This window comes from Colwellia sp. BRX10-3, from assembly GCF_014077505.1.
GTDB lineage: Bacteria > Pseudomonadota > Gammaproteobacteria > Enterobacterales > Alteromonadaceae > Cognaticolwellia.
The window spans coordinates 456,595-477,657 of sequence record NZ_JACGWA010000001.1; the positions used below are offsets into that span (position 1 = coordinate 456,595).

At 37.7% G+C, this 21,063-nt stretch carries 9 protein-coding genes and 1 pseudogene; 4 read left to right on the forward strand and 6 right to left on the reverse strand.

What is annotated here, in order from left to right; translation table 11 throughout:
* Nucleotides 1-501 precede the first annotated feature (501 nt).
* Nucleotides 502-1,485 (reverse strand): annotated as a pseudogene (locus H4J38_RS01995) (transposase).
* Nucleotides 1,486-1,882: 397 nt separating this feature from the next.
* Here H4J38_RS01995 and H4J38_RS02000 point away from each other — a divergent pair.
* Entirely contained in the window at nt 1,883-7,918 is a 6,036-nt protein-coding gene (locus tag H4J38_RS02000; RefSeq protein ID WP_182128954.1) for a lamin tail domain-containing protein, read from the forward strand.
* A 333-nt stretch (nt 7,919-8,251) separates the two neighbouring features.
* Nucleotides 8,252-9,532, forward strand: a complete 1,281-nt coding sequence (locus tag H4J38_RS02005; RefSeq protein WP_182128956.1) for a sensor domain-containing diguanylate cyclase — start codon at nt 8,252-8,254, stop codon at nt 9,530-9,532.
* Between the two features lie 188 nt (nt 9,533-9,720).
* On the opposite strand, the gene H4J38_RS02010 is transcribed toward H4J38_RS02005, so the two are convergent.
* The 3 genes from H4J38_RS02010 to H4J38_RS02020 all read right to left on the reverse strand — a co-directional run bounded on the left by H4J38_RS02010 (nt 9,721) and on the right by H4J38_RS02020 (nt 13,536).
* Entirely contained in the window at nt 9,721-12,006 is a 2,286-nt protein-coding gene (locus H4J38_RS02010; RefSeq protein WP_182128958.1) for a xanthine dehydrogenase family protein molybdopterin-binding subunit, read from the reverse strand.
* 6 nt (nt 12,007-12,012) lie between these two features.
* Complete coding sequence (locus H4J38_RS02015) at nt 12,013-12,507, reverse strand: (2Fe-2S)-binding protein (RefSeq protein WP_182128960.1); 495 nt, start codon at nt 12,505-12,507, stop codon at nt 12,013-12,015.
* 360 nt (nt 12,508-12,867) lie between these two features.
* A complete protein-coding gene (locus H4J38_RS02020) occupies nt 12,868-13,536 on the reverse strand; it encodes a glutathione S-transferase family protein (protein WP_182128962.1) in 669 nt (222 codons plus the stop codon).
* Between the two features lie 195 nt (nt 13,537-13,731).
* Here H4J38_RS02020 and H4J38_RS02025 point away from each other — a divergent pair, with 195 nt between their 5' ends.
* Complete coding sequence (locus H4J38_RS02025; RefSeq protein WP_182128964.1) at nt 13,732-14,568, forward strand: AraC family transcriptional regulator; 837 nt, start codon at nt 13,732-13,734, stop codon at nt 14,566-14,568.
* A 130-nt stretch (nt 14,569-14,698) separates the two neighbouring features.
* On the opposite strand, the gene H4J38_RS02030 is transcribed toward H4J38_RS02025, so the two are convergent.
* Complete coding sequence (locus H4J38_RS02030; protein ID WP_182128966.1) at nt 14,699-17,320, reverse strand: TonB-dependent siderophore receptor; 2,622 nt, start codon at nt 17,318-17,320, stop codon at nt 14,699-14,701.
* Nucleotides 17,321-18,183: 863 nt separating this feature from the next.
* Complete coding sequence (locus H4J38_RS02035) at nt 18,184-19,767, reverse strand: isocitrate lyase (RefSeq protein ID WP_182128968.1); 1,584 nt, start codon at nt 19,765-19,767, stop codon at nt 18,184-18,186.
* A gap of 342 nt (nt 19,768-20,109) precedes the next feature.
* Between H4J38_RS02035 and H4J38_RS02040 the strand changes: the two genes are divergently transcribed.
* A complete protein-coding gene (locus H4J38_RS02040) occupies nt 20,110-21,045 on the forward strand; it encodes a LysR family transcriptional regulator (protein ID WP_182128970.1) in 936 nt (311 codons plus the stop codon).
* Nucleotides 21,046-21,063 lie beyond the last annotated feature (18 nt).

Consider the following 21,063-nt stretch of genomic DNA (forward strand, 5'->3'; position numbering starts at 1 on the left):
TGGTGTTACTAAAATGGCTAGAACAACAAAACCCTTAACAAATACGGAAATAAAACAAGCTAAACCAAAAGACAAAGAGTACAACCTTGTTGATGGTGATGGATAGTCTTTGCGAGTCAAACCCAAAGGCTCAAAGCTTTGTTTGTTTAATTATTATCGACCAATAACAAAAAAACGGGCTAATATCAGTTTTGGCTCATACCCTGCCTTATCACTGCACAAGCAAGAGAGTTAAGAAAAAAACCAAAGAGCTGTTAGCTCAAGGTATTGATCCTAAATACCACCGTGAAGAACAAGTACTCAACTATGCCACCCATAATAACTTGCACAATAACCAAGCACATATAGGGTAATCTACAGATAATCCAATAAACTCATTTATTTGGTAAATAAGTAGTTTAGTAATGATTATCATGAATTTATCCTAAACCGCTGAATTTCATGCAAGTTTTAAACTCTATACGAAGATAGCCTTATTTTGATTGGTATATAGTTCAGTTTTTAAGCGCTATTCAAACAAGCTTGTTCATTCGCGATGCCGTGTGTGCGTTTTAAGCCGACATGTTCAGTAAATTCACACAAATGCTCTGCTGTCCCTACAGCGCCGGTGAATATACCTTCAAAATTAGTGGTAAGTTTTAGCCAGCTTTCATCACTGTTCTGAAGCCTTGACAGTGTTTTTTTGTTCGCTTTTAGCATTTATTGCACCGCGATTATCTTCTCTAATCAATCTGCCTGCTTCACCCACCAACGTTAAGTAATCTTTTAAGCTAAAGGAAATACCTGATATTTTGTTTTCATGGCCATTGCCTGTAAAAACTAATAACGCTGTCGGTTGTTCGACTTTTATCGCGGCTTTGATACGTAGTTGAATACTGGTGTAGCTTGACTGCTCAGGAGTAGGTGCAATCCCGGCACGTACAGGGTTTAAGTCAACATATGCCATGTAAGACAGTAATGTTCCTTCATCGAGTAGTGCTTGTGATTTGAAACGTCCTTCCCAAAAATGACCTGAGCACTTATCTTCTTTGTTCGCTTGTCGGGCAATCGGCTCGTTTAAAGCACGCATAAACCAACTGATATCGATTAAGCGTTGGTTATAAATCAGCGCTGTTTCTTCAACCATTTCCATCTCGAATTTAGTTAATGATTGTCTCGCTGATATTTACTGGTCAAAATGGCGCCTTTAAACAACTTATGCCAACGGGAAAGTACCTATAGCGTAGACCAACTTTTCACTTGTTCACTATCAACATGCAGTACTAGATGTAAGTGATTATGCATTAGGGCATGAGTGCAAATATCAATGAAAAATACCTGAGATAATTGAAAAATGCGCTTCTCAATTCAATGACGCCTGTGCTCATAACTGACACCGGTTTCTTTATCCACACCACATAAAAAGGCTTTGCGAACGGCTCTGCTGTAAATATGATAATAGGGCGTATCGGAAAAACTGATTTGCTGTGAACGAGGCTTAGGCATATCAATCACCACACTTAAAAAGGATAAATCAAGTGTAGTTTTTGTTCAAAATATCAGCAAGTTATTGTGGGTGGTTTAATGAATCTTTTAAAGAATATCTTTAAATTACCTGATGTAGTTTCCGACGGTGTTATTATTTAAGATTATAATATTAAATACATATTCCCTGAACTACTTTTAATTTCATTATTGCTCGCGAATTAAACTATACTCGATTTGCACAAATAATTTTATATAGAACAAGCGATATAAAAATTGTATTATTAATGTTCGTTATATCGATATTTTTCTTATTAAAAGTAGTAAAGTAAATTTGACCTTTTTCCTTTGTACGAATAAGTTCTATTTTTCAGCAACTCATGTCTCTCGCAAATTATTTTTATTTGTTTTTTGGGCAATGCTATCTATTACTCCCATTTTATCAATTAGTTCTGATGCTAAGCAGCTTGTAGCCAACAAAATAGAACTAGACAGTGCAAAAGCTATTTCAATAGCGCTCAACCAAAGAATACAAACTGGACAAAAATTTCAAATTAAAAATGATACTTTCGACGCCGATTTTTCAAATAAAGGTTGGAAGTTCAACTCCCTCAAAGACGGCCCAACTTGGGACTGGACATTAACAAAAACCAATATCGTAGAGCCAATCAATTTATCCGCGGCACCTGAAGCCTTTAATCAACGAGATATTCGTTACTATCGTGGTCCCATTATTGAGCAATACATTGCTAAGGCCCAAAGTATAGAACAGCAATTTATTATTCCGGCACCATTAGCGTTAAATGGTAAATCACTAGAAATAGAAGGTCGTATTAATTCTTCAGGTACATTTATTGACACAACAAATGGCTGGTTATGGCAAAACGATAAAGGCGTAGTTAGCCTGGGCGATGTAACTGTATTTGACGCTAATGGGCTTGAGCTTGCTGCCACAATGGAAATCGGTGAGCATTATTCACGTATTATTGTTGATGGTGAAGCTTTAGCTAACGCAAGTTACCCTGTATTAATCGATCCTGAAGTAGGTACTAACGACTTTAGAGTCAGCACTATGGGGCCTGATGGTTCTACTGGTTATACTGCTGATAACCCTGCTATTGCCTACAACAGTAGTTTAAATGAGTATTTAGTCGTTTGGGAAGGCGATGATGATACCTTGCCACTAGTTGACCAAGAAATAGAAATATTTGGCCAACGCATAAATGCTGAAACAGGAGCGCTTGTCGGCTCCCGTATAAGAATCAGTGAAATGGGGCCTGACGGTGATACCACTTACAGAGCAAATACTCCTACTATTGCCTACAGTAGTGCCGAAGATGAATATCTTGTTTGTTGGAGTGGTGATGATGATAGTGCACCTAAAGTTAATGAAGAGCTTGAAATTCACTGTAATTATGTTGTTGCTGCAACAGGAACTACACCATTTTTCCCCTTTATATATTCAGATATGGGCACTGATGGCAGTGTAAATTACTCTGCATTCAACCCTGATGTTACTTATAACGCAATCAATAACGAGTACCTATTAGTTTGGGAAGGAAGTGACAATACAGGGACCTTGGTAGCAAGTGAATTTGAGATATACGGTCAAAGAATATTAAGTACCACAGGCGCAGAAATTGGTAGCAATGACTTTCGCATAAGTGATATGGGTAATGATGGTGATGCTGACTTTGATGCTCTACGCCCAGCGGTAACACACAATACAACAGATAATGAGTATTTGGTAGTTTGGGCGGGAGAAAATCAAGCACTTTCCAATGAATTTGAAATTTATGGACAACGTATTGATGGCTCATCTGGCACAACGCTTGGCACCAATGAACTAGGTGATAATGATTTTAGAATTAGCGATATGGGTGATGATAATTCAAGCGCTTACAGTGGTTTTGAGCCAGATGTAGCTTATAACACTTTTAATAACGAATATCTCGTCGTTTGGGAAGGGGAAGATAATATATTACCCTTAGTTATCGGTGAAACTGAAATATTTGGTCAACGATTATCCGGGACTACAGCAGTCGAGTTGGGTAGCAATGATTTTCGCATTAGTGATATGGGCACTGATACCAGCACCACTATATTTGCTCTCGCTCCGGCTGCAACTTACAACTCTGCTAACAATGAATACTTAGTGGTTTGGAATGGAGATGATGACAGCGCCACAAGTGTGGATGATGAATTTGAAATTTACGGTCAAAGGCTTATTGCAAGTAGTGGTTTAGCAATAGGTACAAATGATTTTCGCATTAGTAATATGGGAACAGATGGTGATGCTGATTTTGATGCGTTAGAGCAGACTGTATTATATAACCCAAAAAATAATGAATACTTAGTGGTTTGGTCAGGTGAAAATCAAACATTAGTGGATGAATTTGAAATTTATGCTCAACGTATCACTAATGATTTATCATTAGTGATTAATGAAGTTGACTACGATCAACCGGGTACTGATAACAACGAATTTATCGAATTAAAAAATATTGGCGATGCAGGAATTAATTTAAGTAATTTTACAATTGAGTTATATGATGAAAATTTAACTACCGTATACAAAACCTTAACTCTGCCCAACACTATTTTAGCTCCTGGCGATTATTATGTTATTTGTAGTAATGCGAGTCGTGTGAATAACTGTGATCAAGACGATGCAATTGATATTAATTTAATTCAAAATGGGGCGCCTGATGCTATAGCTCTGAAATTAAATTCAACAATTATAGATGTGATAAGTTACGAGGGTAATAGCTCTCCCCCCTATATTGAAACCTCAGGCTCTGGCATTGTTGATCTTTCAACGATGAATTCTGGTGGTATCGGCCGTTTTCCTGATGGTAGCGATACTGACAATAATAGCGCCGATTGGTCTTTCTTATGTACAACCCCTGGAAGTGCTAACATCAATGTAACTTCCGATTGTAATGTTGCTTCAGTGTTAACCATAACTGGTACGGCGTTAAATTATACTGAAGGTGATGGTGCAGTCCAAATTGATAACTTAGCTACCGCAAGCGATTTTGATTCTGTCGATTTTGACTTAGGCGACCTGAGTATAGATATTACAGCAAATGGCAGCACTAATGATCGATTATCCATTAAAAATATTGGTAATGCCGGTGGCGAAATTGGCTTTGATACTGGGACAGGTAATGTTAGCTATGAAGGTACCTTAATTGCGACATCATCTGGTGGCAACAACGGTAGTACACCACTTGTGATAAGTTTTAATGCAAATGCGACAATTACCGCAATTAACGCGTTGATTAAAAATATTACCTTTGAAAATATATCAAACAGTCCAAGTACGCTTAACAGAACTGTCAGCCTTATTTTAACCGACGATGACTTAGATGCCAGTAATACTGTTACAAAAAGTATTACTGTGGCAAACACTAATAATACTGGCAGTATTACCATTGATGACACCACACCAAACCAAGGACAGTTACTGACCGCCACCGTCACGGATATCGATGGTGTTTCTGGCGTAATTACCTACCAATGGCTGCGTGGCGCCACGGTGGTTAGCACGGCACAAACTTACACCACCGTACAAGCCGATGTCGGCCAAACCTTAACCGTCAACGCCAGTTATACCGACGACCAAGGCAGTGCAGAAACCCCTGTCAGCAGTGCTACAAATTCTGTTATTAATATTAACGACTCTCCAATTTCTATATCACTTTCAAATAATTATATTGAAGAGAGTCTGCCTATTTCTACCGTTATTGGTCTGCTATCAACTGCAGATCCCGACTTTAATGATAGTTTTACTTATACATTGGTTGAAGAGACGGGTAATAATGATAACGCGGCTTTCACAATAAATGGACAATATTTACAAAGTGCCGAAGTGCTAAATTTTGAAATCCAATCCACCTATAGCATTCGTATAGAGAGTGAGGATTTTGAGGGGTTAAAAACAGCACAAAATTTTACTATTGAAGTAATAAATATCAATGAAGCAATTGAAGCAAATAACGATACTGTAAGTGGTAACGAAGACAGTGTATTACTTATTGATGTTTTTGAAAATGATGTTGCAGAGGTGACATTAACACAAGAACACATACAGATTATAAGTTTCCCTGAACATGGCCAACTAGAGTTTAATCAAGTACATCAAAAGCTGCAATACACGCCTATTGAAAACTACTTTGGTGCGGATAGTTTTACCTACCAACTCTCTGTTAACGAACTCACGTCATCAACAGCGACCGTTTCGATAAACATTATTAATGTTAACGATCCTCCTCAATTTGACAATATGCCAATAACTGAAATTAGGCTTGAAGAACAATATAGCTTTGCTATTGAAACTTCTGATATTGACAACGATGAATTACATTTAACGCTGATCAGTGGCCCTGCCTGGCTCACTCTCAATAATAATATTTTACTTGGAAGTCCGACTGACGAAGATCTAGGTGAAAGTTTAGTGACACTGCAAGTAGATGACAGCGCTCTTATCAACCAGCAATCTTTTATACTGAAGGTGCTGCCTAAATTTGCACCTGATCTCACTGTTGCCATTAAGGCTAATTCACAAATATCGATCGTTGATGAAATACTCGATTATCAAGTTACATTGAAAAATATCGGAAGTAAGCAAGGAGATAACATCACACTGGCTCTACATTTTAGTGGTGACCTCACTATTACCGAGAACCAATATTGTGTCGAAACATCATCAGATGTGAACTTATCACTAATCTGTACTGTAGAATCTATGCCTGTTGGAGTAGAGAAAATCATTAAGCTTTCTGGCATCAGTAGTAAAATTGGTGATATTTACCTCTGGGCTGAAGCGATTGTAGAAAACGACAGCGATAGCTCTAACAATCAAGCATCATACGAGCAAAGTATCACTAAAAAAATTAACAATGAAACATTTCAATGGATAGCAAGTGAACTAAAGGTTTTAGATATTGTAATTGGCGACATTGATAATAGCCAACAAGATGATGTGTTGATGCTCGCAGAAAAAAACCAGCAAAGTCGTATTTACCTTAGTCAACTTGATGGGCTACTCATCCACGGAGCAAGTTTTAATCTCAGTCATACACCAATAACCGCTTTAATTCACGACAGGAAACTTATCATACTTGATGAGCTAGGAATTAGAATAATACAACTTGATGTTTTAAGTAACATTCAAGAAATAGCGTTTATGCCCTTTGAAAATGGCTTTGACTTGGCCTTAAGCGATTTTGATAAGAACGGTATTAACGAACTTGTGGTGTTAGGGATGAACCAAAGTGCTATATACAGTATCAATACAAAAAATGTCTTATCGTTAGTGGCGAGTTGGCCATCGACTGATTATAAAAATATTGCTATTAGCAATTTAAACCAAGATGAATTACCGGATTTGGTAATCACCACCACCACCGGAAATAACTTAGTATATTTAAATAACCAAACGATTATTGATCAACCACTGAGTGATACAATTACAGCGTTTGACTCTCAATTTCAATTAACACTCAATCAAAGTTTAATGAGTAAAGCGCGTCAACAGGTAACACTCGCAGATATTGATCAAGACGGAGATGTCGACATACTTTTTGCCAATAAAGTGGAATCAACATCGTTATCGACAATTCCAGCAAATCAAGTTTATTATAATGATGGTGAAGGCCAATTTAATGAAACAAATGAATTCGGACAAGTAAGCAGTAATGCTCTATACATTAGCTCATTAACAGAAAGTGCGATTACAGAAATTGTTTCCGTTAACAACCATGGCGGTCATCAAATATATCAAAGCACCATGGGTGAATTACAGTTAACCGATTCAATAACCACTTCTTCACCTGGTGCATTATTACAACTAATCGATTTAAATGGTGACGGCTATAAAGATTTACTACAAACAGTACCGGACTTTTTTGGAGTAAGAACACAATTAAATGATGGCCAAGGTAACTTTGGAAATAATAAAGCTGACTTAAGGCTATCACTGCAAGGTGAACAAACATTTACCTCGTCAACTATTGTCAATAATCAAGCGGTTATCGAAAACCTAGGTCCTAAAACGGCTCTAGAACTACGGCTAACTATTACGTTACCTCACTCGATAAGAATAGCCTCTGTTAATTCACGTATGGGACAATGCCAAGTAACTAATAGCCTTATTTATTGTTCATTAGAACGCCTTACAGTAGGAGATAAGTGGACAATAAACATCGAAATAATCCCTGAACTAAACGTTAAAAGCGTAGAACTAAAAGCATTTATTGTCTCATCTACTCTCGATTTAACAACAGAAAATAATATTACCTCGATGGATTTAACACTAAAAAGCACTACAAAGCATTCAGGTGGAGTGAATTTTGTCGAGCTTTGGTTATTAATGCTGGCATGGTTAATATCATATTGCTCATTAAAATTAAGTACTGAAAGAAAAATAAATATTAAGCACTTATCGTAAATATAGTAATAGCAAGCCACATGAAATCGATATTACTCACCTTATGATAACGAATTAAAAATTCATTGGTTTTCAAGACGATAACAACACCTCTAGTTAGGTGGCCAAATTAACTATGCCACTACAATCGATGCCTGGCTAAGAAAATTTCCGTAAGCATTCTGATTTTCCCTCTGTCGTAACTTCGCTCGTATCTAATGAAGTAATTATGCTATCAACGTTTAGTATTTGAACCTCGGCAAACTCTTCCGCTAACTCAGTTTTGAAAGATTGACTCTGTTATGCAGGTTTTTTATACTTTATCGATAAACATCCACATTTATGGAAAGATAATTGAATTTATCACAACTTGATCCCGCTGCCCTGTTAGAAAATCTCCATACTGGCGTGGTTGTTCACAATAAAGACACACGAATAATTTATGCCAACCCGAAAGCTTTAGAGTTGTTGCGGTTGACTAGTAGCCAAGCGCTAGGAAAAGATGCACTTGATCCTGAATGGCGATTTGTAGATACACATAGTCAGTTAATAAGTGTGGATAGCTTTCCGGTAAACCGCGTAATTAAAACCAAAGAGCCAATAACTAACTTGGAAGTAGGAATTTTAGACAGCTCTTCTGAAAAAGTCACTTGGGTGTTGTGTAACGCTTATCCAGAGTTCGATGAACAGCAAAATATCAACCAAATAGTCGTCAGTTTTGTCGACATTACTCGACAAAAAAAAATCATACCTTTTGAAGATATCGTTGAACTCGCCAATGACGTTATTGTGGTAACAGAGGCCTCTTCCATCCTAGATGACGGCCCTAAAATTGTTTACGTAAATAAAGCCTTTACTGAATTAACCGGATACACAAAAGAAGAAGTCTTAGGCAAAACACCACGAATTTTGCAAGGGCCTGATACTAGTGTTGAAACAACTGATAAAATTCGCTTGGCGTTATCTCAGCAATTACCTGTAAAGGCAAAAATTTTGAATTACTCAAAATCAGGAGATGAATATTGGTTAGATATGAATATTGTGCCGATGAAAAGTGAATTCGATGATGTTTGCTACTTTGCAGCAGTAGAACGAGACATTACCGAGCAAATGACTCGAGAGAACAAATTAAAAGAACTTAGTATTCGTGACCCGCTAACTTCGCTATTGAACAGAAGAGGCTATTTTGAAGCCGCCCAAGCTTTGCTAAGCTATTCAAAAAGAAACGAAAAGCCAGTTACATTAGCAATGATCGATATCGACCACTTTAAAAAAATCAATGATAATTATGGCCACCATATCGGTGATAAAGTATTAAAAATTTTCGCCGAAATAATGAGTGAGTCTTTTAGAGATTCCGACATTGTAGGTCGATTAGGTGGTGAAGAATTTAGTATATTATTAGCCGATTCAAATTTATTTAATGCCAAGGGCAAACTCGAAGAGTTTCGAAGTACTATAGAGCAAAACGTAATTATTACTGATACTGATGATTCGATAAACTTCACCATTAGTGTTGGACTTGCTGACTGTAAAAAAGGCAGGGAATATGATTTAGACGTTATGCTTAAGCAAGCAGATCGATGCCTGTATCAAGCAAAAGAGTCTGGGCGCAATAAGGTTTTCGTTCAATAGAAATATTAAGTCTTTAACTTTAATAGCCCATTACACTTGTATTAGCCTTAATCTGCGACAGTAAAAAAGTAGAAGTGAAGCTAATAAAAGCCCTTAGTGCTTATTATCAACACTAAGGGCTTTAACATGATCTAGATTAAATGTTTGTTTATTCTCAACCGATTGCTTAAAGCATTAAAACTTATCACTTAAGCATTTATAATTGCTGCTGATGTTATAGGTAAATCTCGTACTCTTACACCTGTTATTTGAAAAATAGCATTAGCGATCGCTGGCGCTATCGCTACCACCCCAGGTTCACCCAACCCCACAGGAAACTCTTCACTTTCGACAAATTCAATATCTAGCTCAGGCACATCATTCATGCGTAAAGGCGTGTATGTATTTAGATTGGTGTTACTCACCTGACCATTTTCAATCGGGCTTTGTTCGTGTAATGCTAAACTTGTTCCCCATAACATCGAGCCTTGCACTTGTGCTAAGGCACCATCAGGATGAACAATAACACCCGCATCAACGATCATAGTGAGCTTTTTAACGGTTATCTTTCCAGAGTTGGGTTCTACATGAACCTGTGCAGCACAGGCCATCCAGGCCGGCATTGTTCTTTCTTGTCCAGCACTTACGGCAATACCAATGGCTTCATTTTTTGCCAATTTAACCTTGTTGGTTTTTTGCTGAAGTAGAGTTAGTACGTTGGCTAATCGCTTAGCCCCTCCAACACTTTCAGGTGCTTTACCTGCTTGTTTACCTAATCCGTCGAGCATAGATAAGCGAAAATCAATAGGATCCGCTTTTACTTGATGGGCAATTTCATCAATAAATGATTCTAGCCCCCAAACAATCCAGCCCTGTCCTACTGATCTTAAAAATCCGGGCAAAATAGTTTGTTGTGCTAAGCTATTATTAATCGCTCGCACACGATGATTATCCATGCTGTACCAATGATCTGCACCGCTAGTTGAAAAAGGGTCTAAACGAATTTTTTTATCTAAGCTTTCGGGCATAAATCCTGGCGCCATTGATAAGGTCGGCCACCCTGCAGCAAAAGTATGTTCCATACCGGTAAGTTCATTTTTCTGATCAAATATAGCTTTAAATGAGGCCACTGAAGGTGACCTTGGTTGATCAAATCTAGAGTCATCTTCTCGAGTAAAGACCATTTTTACTGGCTTGCCAATCGCTTTAGCGGTTAATACCGCAGGTATCGCATAATCACCGAATAAGCGACGACCAAAACCTCCACCGAGATATTGCTGATGCATAACAATATTTTCGTCAGAAACTTGTAGCGCTTTGGCTATCGCAGGTAAAGTTAACGATTGCCATTGATTACCAGTATATACATGCCAGCGACCCTCTTTTTCTTCTACGGTTGCATTCACTGGCTCTAATGCAAAATGCATAGCCGTATGCGTGCGATAAACCGCATTGATAGAATTTTCTGCTTTAGTACTTGCTGCAGCGAAATCTCCCTCATTAACAAACAAGCCGCCTTCACTCTCATCAGCAATTAAACGCGCGCCTTCTTTGAGAATATCTTCCTCACTAACCTTTGCTGTTTTTCCTGCTTGGTAAGTTACTTTTAAAGCATCAGCCGCTTTAATCGCAACATAATAACTGTCGGCCTCAACAGCAACCCAACCCTGAATGAGTTCACTTGGGTCTTGTAAAATATGGTAACCCAGATAACCCTTTATCTTCTGTGCCGCGCTATCATCAACACTGATCACTTTGCTGCCATATCGGGTTGGTGGAATAATAGGCCGCGCATAAACCATACCTTTCAATTCAACATCAATACCATAAACGGCTGACCCGTTTGTTTTAGAAGGAATATCAAGGGCTGAGCTAGGTTTGCCTACTAACGTTCTTTTACTGGCTGGTTTAAGTGGCAAAGCGTTAATTTCATCAGGTGTAAAGGTACGATTAAACGAACCTTTCGCAACAATATCACCAAAGCTAATTGAGTTTTGTTGGTAATGTACAGCACCATTTTCTACTCTACATTCTTCGACTGGGCAATTTAATATTTTCGCTGCGGCTTCAATTAAAGCAATACGACCTGCAGCACCAGCTTGTGAAAGTGGCTTAAATGATTGAAATACAGACCATGACCCCCCCGTGACCATATAACCCCATTTAGGATCAGTATCTACATGAGTAATCGACACTTTAGACCAATCAGCACCTAACTCGTCAGCAACAACGCGTGCTAGCGCCGTGCCTACATGTTGGCCCATCTCTGCCTTAGCAATATTAATGTTAATGTCACCTAAAGGGTTTATTTCAAACCAAACTGTTGGGGAAAATAATTTATTTTTCAGCGTTTCTTGTGCATTTGTACTTAAGCCCGCTGCGCTCACTAGTGGAGCAAACGCCATTAACAGTGAACCGCTAACCGTACCAACTAAAAAGCGACGTCGAGATAAGCTGACATTATTTTTTGCATCTTTAATATTTTTCATTGTCATTCGCCTTTATGATTGTTGCGTTGAAGAGCGAGGATCAAAAGTTTGCACTTCGGCTGACATAACATCGGCCGCATTTTTAATGGCACTTTTAATTCGAACATAAGCCATACAGCGACATAAATTGCCACTCATATGGTCAACAATCTCTTGGTCACTCGGTGACGAGTTGCTTGCCAATAAGGTAGCGGCTTGCATAATTTGTCCCGACTGACAGTAGCCACATTGCGGTACTTGTTCTTCAATCCATGTTTTTTGTAATGGATGTTTATTTTCTAAACCTTCAATCGTGGTTATATTTTTATTTTCTGCTGCTAACAATGGAAAAGAACAGGTTCTAACTGGTGCACCATCAAGATGCACGGTACAAGCACCACACATGCCAATACCACAACCAAATTTTGTGCCTTTAAAACCAAATTCATCACGTATAATCCATAACAACGGCGTATTAACATCTGCAGTAGAGGAAACCTTCTTTCCATTTAACTTGAATTCAATCATAGTTTGTTCTCTCAAAACTGAGTTGCAACATTAACAACTCATAAATTTATTAAGTACGCCACTTAATAAAGTGGCTGATATTTATGTAAACTTGCTTGGTATTCACTGATAGTTGATAGCGCGATGCTTTCAGGAAACTGCTCACCTAATACTAGTCCAACTCGACCAAAAAAAGACCGTTATCGTATATTTTTCATATTTTCTATTGTTAATATTTTATTTTTTCGATGCATTTGATCAAACAAAATCAGCTATTAAAATAAACTAACAACACCTTTGAGCATTTTTATTAATAGTACTAAATTTATTGCTTTCTCTTTACCACTTGGATATTTAGTACTTTTTATTTGGCATAAAGGATTAAGCAAAATCGTAAGTGCCGCCAGATTTTAAAGCTTTTTGATAAGCTTCCCGAGCTTGAAAACGTTTAACGAACGCAACAATTGTCGGATAATTTTGGTCCGCTGTCTTCCTTGCTACCCAAGCTTCTAAGGGAAAACTCATTTGAATATCCGCGCCTGAAAGCTCATTTCCGGCAAACCATTCGTTATTTTTTAAATGGTTTTCAATTAAATCTAAGTTAGCTTTGATATTCGGCCCAACGTATCCAGCCATTACTTTTTTCATAATGCCTTTAGCTATAGGTTTAATCAGAAAAGGCATCGAACGCTGTACTGTTTTCTCTAAAATGAGTTTTAACAACAATTGCTGCATCAGTGTTCCCTCAGCAAAATGCAGCCAATATAAATACTGACGATGTGCTTCAGTTTTTGCCTCTGGAATAAAATTATCTTGGCCATAGGTTTGAGCGAGATACTCAATAATCGCGCCAGATTCTGCAACGGTAATGTCACCATCGGTTATCACAGGAGACTTACCCAAAGGATGTACTTTTTTAAGGCTTGCGGGCGCTAGATTAGTTTTGAGATCACGTTTATATTGTTTTATTTCATAGGGAACGCCAAGCTCCTCTAGAGCCCAAAGCACTCGTTGAGAGCGTGAGTTATTCAGGTGATGTACAACAATCATAGGTTTCTCCAATAAAGTAATGTATTTAACTGTTCTATTGCTATCAGGTAGCCTAAGCAAACCATTTACTTAGCTAGTATTTTTCCATAATCACAAGCTAGAATGCAATAGTGCTACGTTTATATTATTTTAGTATCTTTATTATTAGCTGTCGCATAGGATTGAACCCAATAATTATACTATCGGACTATTTTAATGCTTTGGACCTCAAGTGTTGTGTTGTGTAAAAATATTGAGCAACACCATCATAACTTGCATGAGTTAGTGATCTGTATAAAAGGCAGTGTAAACATCTACATTAATGATGAATTGCACAAGCTATCGGCTGGACACTCTGCTTTTATCCCCGTTCAATACCCACATTCAATTTGTATTGATTCTCAAGCCGAGACTAAATTACTTTTCGCCTGCATTGATCCGCCCTCATTTGACACCTTATCAAACCCCACCAACAGACTGTTTTTAAATACATTATCCAAAGGTGAATTTTTAATAAACAATGGCCATTTAAGCACGGATGATAGTAGCCAAGAAATACTAAAAATTGCTAATGAGATTAAAGCTACGTCTAGTGCTACCTCACCATTGCATGCCAGTTTAAAAGAGAATTTATACTTACGGTTATTGCTGATACACGTCAGTAATGCAGGTTATGAACAGAAAACAACTGCGCAATCATCCCTTAGAATGACCAAAGCTCAGAATTGGATTCATGAAAACTATGCGATGGATATAACGCTGGAAATGGTGGCAAATCAAGTGAACATTTCAAGAAGCCATTTCGCTCGCCAATTTCGTCAGCATACGGGATTTAGTGTTATTGAATATCTCCTGAAAGTACGCTGCGATGCCGTGGCTAAAATTCTAGCTAGCTCGAACACTGATATAACAGAAGTTGCTTTCGCAACTGGCTTTAGCAATTTGAGCCATTTTTATCGACACTTTAAGCGCCGTTATGGCATCACCCCAGGTGCTTTTAGACAAATGGTAAAACACCAAGGAACCACGCTGGCAGCTGAATTAATTGAGTGAAATACATCTCATTGGCACAAGATCATTTATTGACTGAACAGTTTACTTTAAAAAACTTAGACAAAAAAAAGCTCTTACCTAAGTAAGAGCTTGATAACAATTTTAAATATTTTTAAAAACTAGCCGTTATTTAAAACTTGTAGCTTGCTTTAGCGTATACAAAACGACCTTGGCTATTATGCGTGCTATTCGCAAAGCCCATAAAGTCATGATAAGCAAACGGTGGTTCTTCATTAAACAAGTTAGTAGCGCCAATACTTAACGTTGTATTTTCAATACCAATATAATTAATTGTGGTATCCACAGTTGTCCATGAATCTATATCATTCATACCTTCAGTAGCAACTGAGGCATCTTGTTTGAATTCGCCAATATAGTTAATCGCCATACTTGCGTTCCAATCGCCTTGTACCCAAGCTGTGTTGAATGACCAACGTACTTCAGGTTGTTCAAAGTCACCTTCTTGAGTATCAATTCGCATAGAGCCATCAGCATTCGGGCGAGCATCTTCATAAGATAAAACGTAATTTACAACATATGAAAACTTGAAATCACCCATATCGGTTTCTAAACCATAGTTAGCTTCAATATCTAGACCAGATGTCGTGATATTGCCGATATTTTCATATTGATCGAAAATACGCACTACTTCACCTGGATCGCCAGGTATTGTCGATGGTAAACGTTCAACTACTGTTGAGTCAGCACCTAAGGTACTAAATTTAAACTGAGTATCTTTAGTGATTACATTTTCGATATCATAATCATAATAATCTACTGAAAAGTCCATGTTATCAGTTATTTCGTAGATTAAGCCTAGGTTATAACTTGTCGATTCTTCAGGACCTAAATCATCATTACCTGATAACACAGCAGTATATTCTTGCGGCTCACAAGCTTTGTTAATATTACCAACAGCCGCACAACGTACATCATCAACTAAATTAGGCGATTCATCTGTATTGCCTAAACCAATTTGATGTAAAGACGGTGCTCTAAATGCCGTACCGTATGAGCCACGTAATGATAAAGACTCAGTTGGTTGCCAAATAAAGGCTACTTTTGGATCGGTTGTAGTACCAAAATCGCTGTAATCTTCATGGCGTACCGCAACTTGCACTTCTAAATTATCAAGTACTGGAATGGCCAATTCAGCAAAAATTGAGGTATTATCACGTGAGCCATTGGCTTGAGTTGCTTCCGTGCCAAATACTTCACCGCGTAAGAATTGATCATCAGGGTTATCGCTAATACTTTCTTCACGATATTCAAAACCGACCGCTAAACCAAGATCACCATGTGACATTTCCATCAATGAACCACTGATTTTACCGTCAAATGACTTACTGGTTGATTTACCAATACGAGCCGTTGTAGTTTCAATAAAATCTAATGATTCCTGACTATTACTTGATGGTTCAAACGGATTCCACAAACCGCTATCAATCGCTTCTTGTGTGCGACGTGAATTAGGGAAACCATTTACACCACGCTCTGTCGATGAGCTTTTAATATAGTTATAAGCAACTTCCCAGCTCCAATCTTGAAACTCACCTTGTAAACCAAGAATTGAGCGATAGTAATCTGAAGTAACACGTTTTTCACGATTACCAATATCAACCATACGACGACGCATAGTTAAATCTTGCTGATAAAACTCATGAGTGGGCATATCGGCAAATGGATGATTAATATTATCACCGGCCATAAATAATTCATTAAAGCTTGGGCTACCTGCTCCACGAATGGTGGTTTTTGAATGTTGACCGTTTAATTCTGCAAAGCCACGTAAATTGTCATTAATTTCATATTTACCCATGTAAATAAAACTTGCGCGTTCAGTGGCTGGCACTGAAGTCATCATTGGCGCGTAATCATAACGACAAAGGTTACCAACAATTTGCTCTGCAGGACAAACGTCATTACCAAAAGTATCAGGCATACGATTAGTCGAATCACTTGCTAATGCAATCGTACCTGGGAACCCTGATGAACTTCTAAAATCAGTGGCAAACGGGTCATTAGGTCTTAATGCTTTTTGATTAGCTGATTTTGAATAATCTCGATCAGCATAAAGAATTTCTTCGCGGTCAAAATAATCTAATGCAAAAGTATGACTACTTTTTTCTGTTGAGTTACCCCAAACAATACTGATATTTTTTTCCTTGCCGCCGCCATCTGCGGTATCACCTAATTTTACGGCAACTTCAGCGCCCTCAACATCGTCACGTAAAACGATGTTAATAACACCAGCAACGGCATCAGAACCATAAGTAGCTGAGGCACCATCTTTTAAAATATCAACGCGCTTAATAGCCGCTAAAGGAATATTATTGATATCAACAAATGCGGTATCAATATTATTAGCAAATGGTGAAACAGAAACTCGTCTTCCATTCACTAATATTAGTGTTGAATCAGCACCTAAACCACGTAATGAAACACTTGAACCACCATTGCTGGTGTTATCACTGCTGTTTCCTTGCGTTGAAAAAGTGCCTTGGCCTGCCATAGGTAACTTAGTAAAAAGGCCGATAAGGTCCGTAACACCGCTATTAGCAATATCTTCAGCGCTAAGTGATGTTAGAGGTGATGGCCCCTCCATGTCAGTTCTTTTAATATGAGAACCTGTAACTTGAATTCTTTCTACGCTATCTTTTTCTGCTGCAACTGCAACATAACTTTGTGAAGCGAATAAAGCGGCGGTTATACTTAGGGCGAGTGTATGTTTACGACTGTGTGAGACTTTCATATTTTATCTTCCTTTTTATGCTTTTATAATTACTTGTTTTTATATTAATTTATTTTATTTTAACTATTTCACTAAAATACTATTTAACTAAAACAAATCAGCAGGTTTTTATAACAAATAAAGCACTGCTTTAACAGGTTAACCACCTATAACATATAGCTAAAATGTAAACATATGTTACCAATTAAAATTCAACTACGAAAATTTATGGGTATTTGCTTAATAATGAACAAAAAATCATAGAAATAACTAGTTTATCTGTGGTTTAACTTTACTAATTCAGTGAAAAAATTATCACTGACAGCTAGGCAGAACAGTCGATTATCCTTGTGTTTTTACAGATTAAAACCGACGAGTACACAGCTAGAACTTACAGTAATAGTAAGGTTAACCGTCTGAGTAAAAAGATCCTAGGCTTATTGTTGCAGCTAAAAAGTATATAACACCAAGGTATCATTATTTACCTTAACTTTAAGATCAGAGCATGCTCATGCTACCTCACTAAAATATTTTGAATGCATATTCGAAATAATATACCCATATCTGAATATGGTTATTTTTTAATCTACATTAACCTAAGCTATTTGTAGCAATAGTTTCAAGTGAGTCACACGTAAAAATCAACATGTGCTTTCCATCCTGAAGTTTTTAATGATCTATCTCATATTGGTTCAAAATATTATAAAACGTTCAAACACTAAATTTCAGGCATAAAAAATCCGATGAAGAGCTTTCATCGGATTTTGGTTTCTCCTGCCAATTTTCAAGATTAATATGCTAACTTGTTGGCATTACTGCTTAAACACAGTGTTTTTTACTTCGGTTGGGTAATATTTTAAGCCAACTTTTATGCTGATGTGTTATTAAAACTGGTTAGAAGTATTTTTCGCTCCACCGGCTTTAAGTGCATTCTCACCAGCAAAATATTCTTTGTGGTCATCACCCATATCAGAACCTGACATGTTTTGATGTTTAACACAGGCGATACCTTGACGAATTTCTTTACGCTGTACACCTTCAACATAACCAAGCATAGCAGCATCACCAAAGTATTCTTTAGCTAAGTTATCAACAGACAATGCGGTTGTGTGATAAGTAGGCAGCGTAATTAAGTGATGGAATATACCGGCTTCACGCGCAGTGTCTGATTGGAAACTACGGATTTTGTCATCTGCAACTGCAGCTAATTCAGTAGTATCGTAATCAACATTCATTAAGTCAGCACGAACGTAGTTAGATACATCTTCGCCAGCTTCAACCATAGTATCAAATACTTGTTGACGGAAGTTTAGTGTCCAGTTGAATGATGGGCTGTTGTTGTAAACAAGCTTAGCATTCGGGATTTCTTTACGAACCTCATTCATCATCGCGGTAATATCAGCAACGTTTGGTGTCGCTGTTTCAATCCAAAGTAGATCCGCGCCCGCTTTAATTGCTTCAATGCTGTCAAATACACAGCGCTCTTCACCTGTACCTTGACGGAACTGGTATAAGCCTGAAGGTAGGCGCTTAGGACGAACTAATTTACCGTCACGGTTAAAGCATACATCGCCTTCAGCCATGTCAGCTACGTCAATTTCTTCAACATCTAAGAAAGAGTTATATATGTCGCCTTGATCGCCTGGCTCTTTAACTACCGCTATTTCTTTAGTAAGACCAGCACCTTCAGAGTCTGTGCGTGAAACGATAATGCCGTTATCGATACCTAATTCTAGGAAAGCGTGACGTAATGCACGGATTTTAGAATGAAAGTCTGCATGAGGAACCGTTACTTTACCGTCTTGGTGACCACATTGTTTTTCATCAGCAACTTGGTTTTCAATTTGAAGCGCACAAGCACCAGCTTCAATCATTTGCTTAGCCATTAAGTAAGTTGCTTCAGCGTTACCAAAACCTGCATCGATATCAGCAATAATTGGAACAACGTGAGTAACGTGGTTATCAATTTTGTATTGAATGGCAGCTTTGTCGCCTTCAGCTGCTGCGTCTAGTTCGCGGAAAAGACCGCCTAATTCACGCGCATCAGCTTGACGTAAGAAGGTATAAAGTTCTGCAACTAAAGAAGCTACCGAAGTTTTTTCGTGCATAGATTGGTCAGGAAGAGGACCGAATTCGCTTCGTAGTGCTGCAACCATCCATCCAGAAAGATATAAGTAACGACGGTCTGTTTTACCATCAAAATGTTTCTTGATAGAAATCATTTTCTGTTGACCAACAAATCCATGCCAACAGCCTAACGATTGAGTGTACTTAGAACTGTCAGCATCGTATGCTTCCATATCACGTTGCATAATATCTGCAGTATATTGCGCAATATCTAAACCTGTTTTAAATTTGTTCTGCGCTCGCATACGAGCTACTGATTCAGGATTAATGGCATCCCAAGAACTGCCAGCTTTTTCTTTAATTGCTTTAACTGCTTCTATTGCGTTTTGATAATTAGACATATCACTTTCTCCAAAAGTATTAACTGACAGTATTTATATTCTTGATGATGTAACTGCTTATGTAAGCTGTCACACCGGACAACACAAATACTAAACCAACAATCACAAATAAACAAAATATATAATTAGCATCCTTACCATTCACAAGGTAAATAGTGGTGTATTAACTCTAAAAGATAAAGGTAAATAATATAATGAATTCAGTTAGTAACAACTAAGCATGTTAACTACTTAGAATAATTATGATGAAATTTATTTATTTTTCTCATTAAATTTACTTGATTATCACTATAAGCCATGACATACATCTAAGTTATGTTTATGTTCTAGATTATTAATTTTATGAATATCTCGAAAATTGATTTAAACCTACTGATTTATCTTGATGTATTACTCAGAGAAAAAAATGTTACTCGCGCTGCTGGTCAGTTAAATATTACTCAACCGGCGATGAGTAATGGCCTAAAAAGACTGCGTACGCTGTTCAACGATCCTATTTTAGTCAGAACATCTGATGGTATGGTCCCTACCGAACGTGCTCGAGCCTTAGCGCCGGCAATTCGTAAAATTTTATTGGAGCTAGAAGAAGCGCTGCAAGGGGAAGAAGAATTTAACGAGCTCAATAGCCAGCGGGTTTTTCGTCTTATGGCTAGTGATTATGCGGCCTCTACGTTATTACCAAGATTATTGAAGCGTATCAATCAAATAGCGCCTAACGTTACTATCGACATCATGACACCCAGTGATGTTAATTTTCATGATGTTGAAGCGGGTAAGATTGATATGGCGATTAACCGTTTTGATGAATTACCACAATCGTTTCATCAAAAAACCATTTGGCGCGATTCATTTTCTTGCTTATTAAGTGCCAATAATCCAATCGTTGAAAAATTTAATCTCAATACTTACCTTAGTGCTAAACATGTTTGGGTATCTAAAACAGGTTTTGGTGTCGGTGTCGGTATGGACCCAAAAGATGTACAAAAATTAGGTTGGGTTGATGAAGCTTTAGCACGTATAGGTAAACAGCGTAACATTAAAGTATTTACCCGAAATTACCACGTAGCAATGCAACTAGCACTTGAAGATGAATTAGTTGCAACCTTACCAACGCGAGCAGCATTAATTCATAAAAACGATGCTAATTATACGGTACTTGAACCACCATTTGATATTCCTGATATAGAACTAAAAATGATATGGAGCCCGTTGTTACATCATGACGCGAGTCACATATGGTTTAGACAGTTGGTTATCGAAGCCGCCAATGAAGGCTAATATAGAATATGGTCGAAG

Coding starts and splice junctions, on each gene's coding strand:
- H4J38_RS02025 (WP_182128964.1), top strand. CDS start 13,732: ATGCTTTGGACCTCAAGTGTTGTGTTGTGTAAAAATATTGAGCAACAC.
- H4J38_RS02035 (WP_182128968.1), bottom strand. CDS start 19,767: ATGTCTAATTATCAAAACGCAATAGAAGCAGTTAAAGCAATTAAAGAA.
- H4J38_RS02040 (WP_182128970.1), top strand. CDS start 20,110: ATGAATATCTCGAAAATTGATTTAAACCTACTGATTTATCTTGATGTA.
- H4J38_RS02020 (WP_182128962.1), bottom strand. CDS start 13,536: ATGATTGTTGTACATCACCTGAATAACTCACGCTCTCAACGAGTGCTT.
- H4J38_RS02000 (WP_182128954.1), top strand. CDS start 1,883: ATGCTATCTATTACTCCCATTTTATCAATTAGTTCTGATGCTAAGCAG.
- H4J38_RS02015 (WP_182128960.1), bottom strand. CDS start 12,507: ATGATTGAATTCAAGTTAAATGGAAAGAAGGTTTCCTCTACTGCAGAT.
- H4J38_RS02030 (WP_182128966.1), bottom strand. CDS start 17,320: ATGAAAGTCTCACACAGTCGTAAACATACACTCGCCCTAAGTATAACC.
- H4J38_RS02010 (WP_182128958.1), bottom strand. CDS start 12,006: ATGACAATGAAAAATATTAAAGATGCAAAAAATAATGTCAGCTTATCT.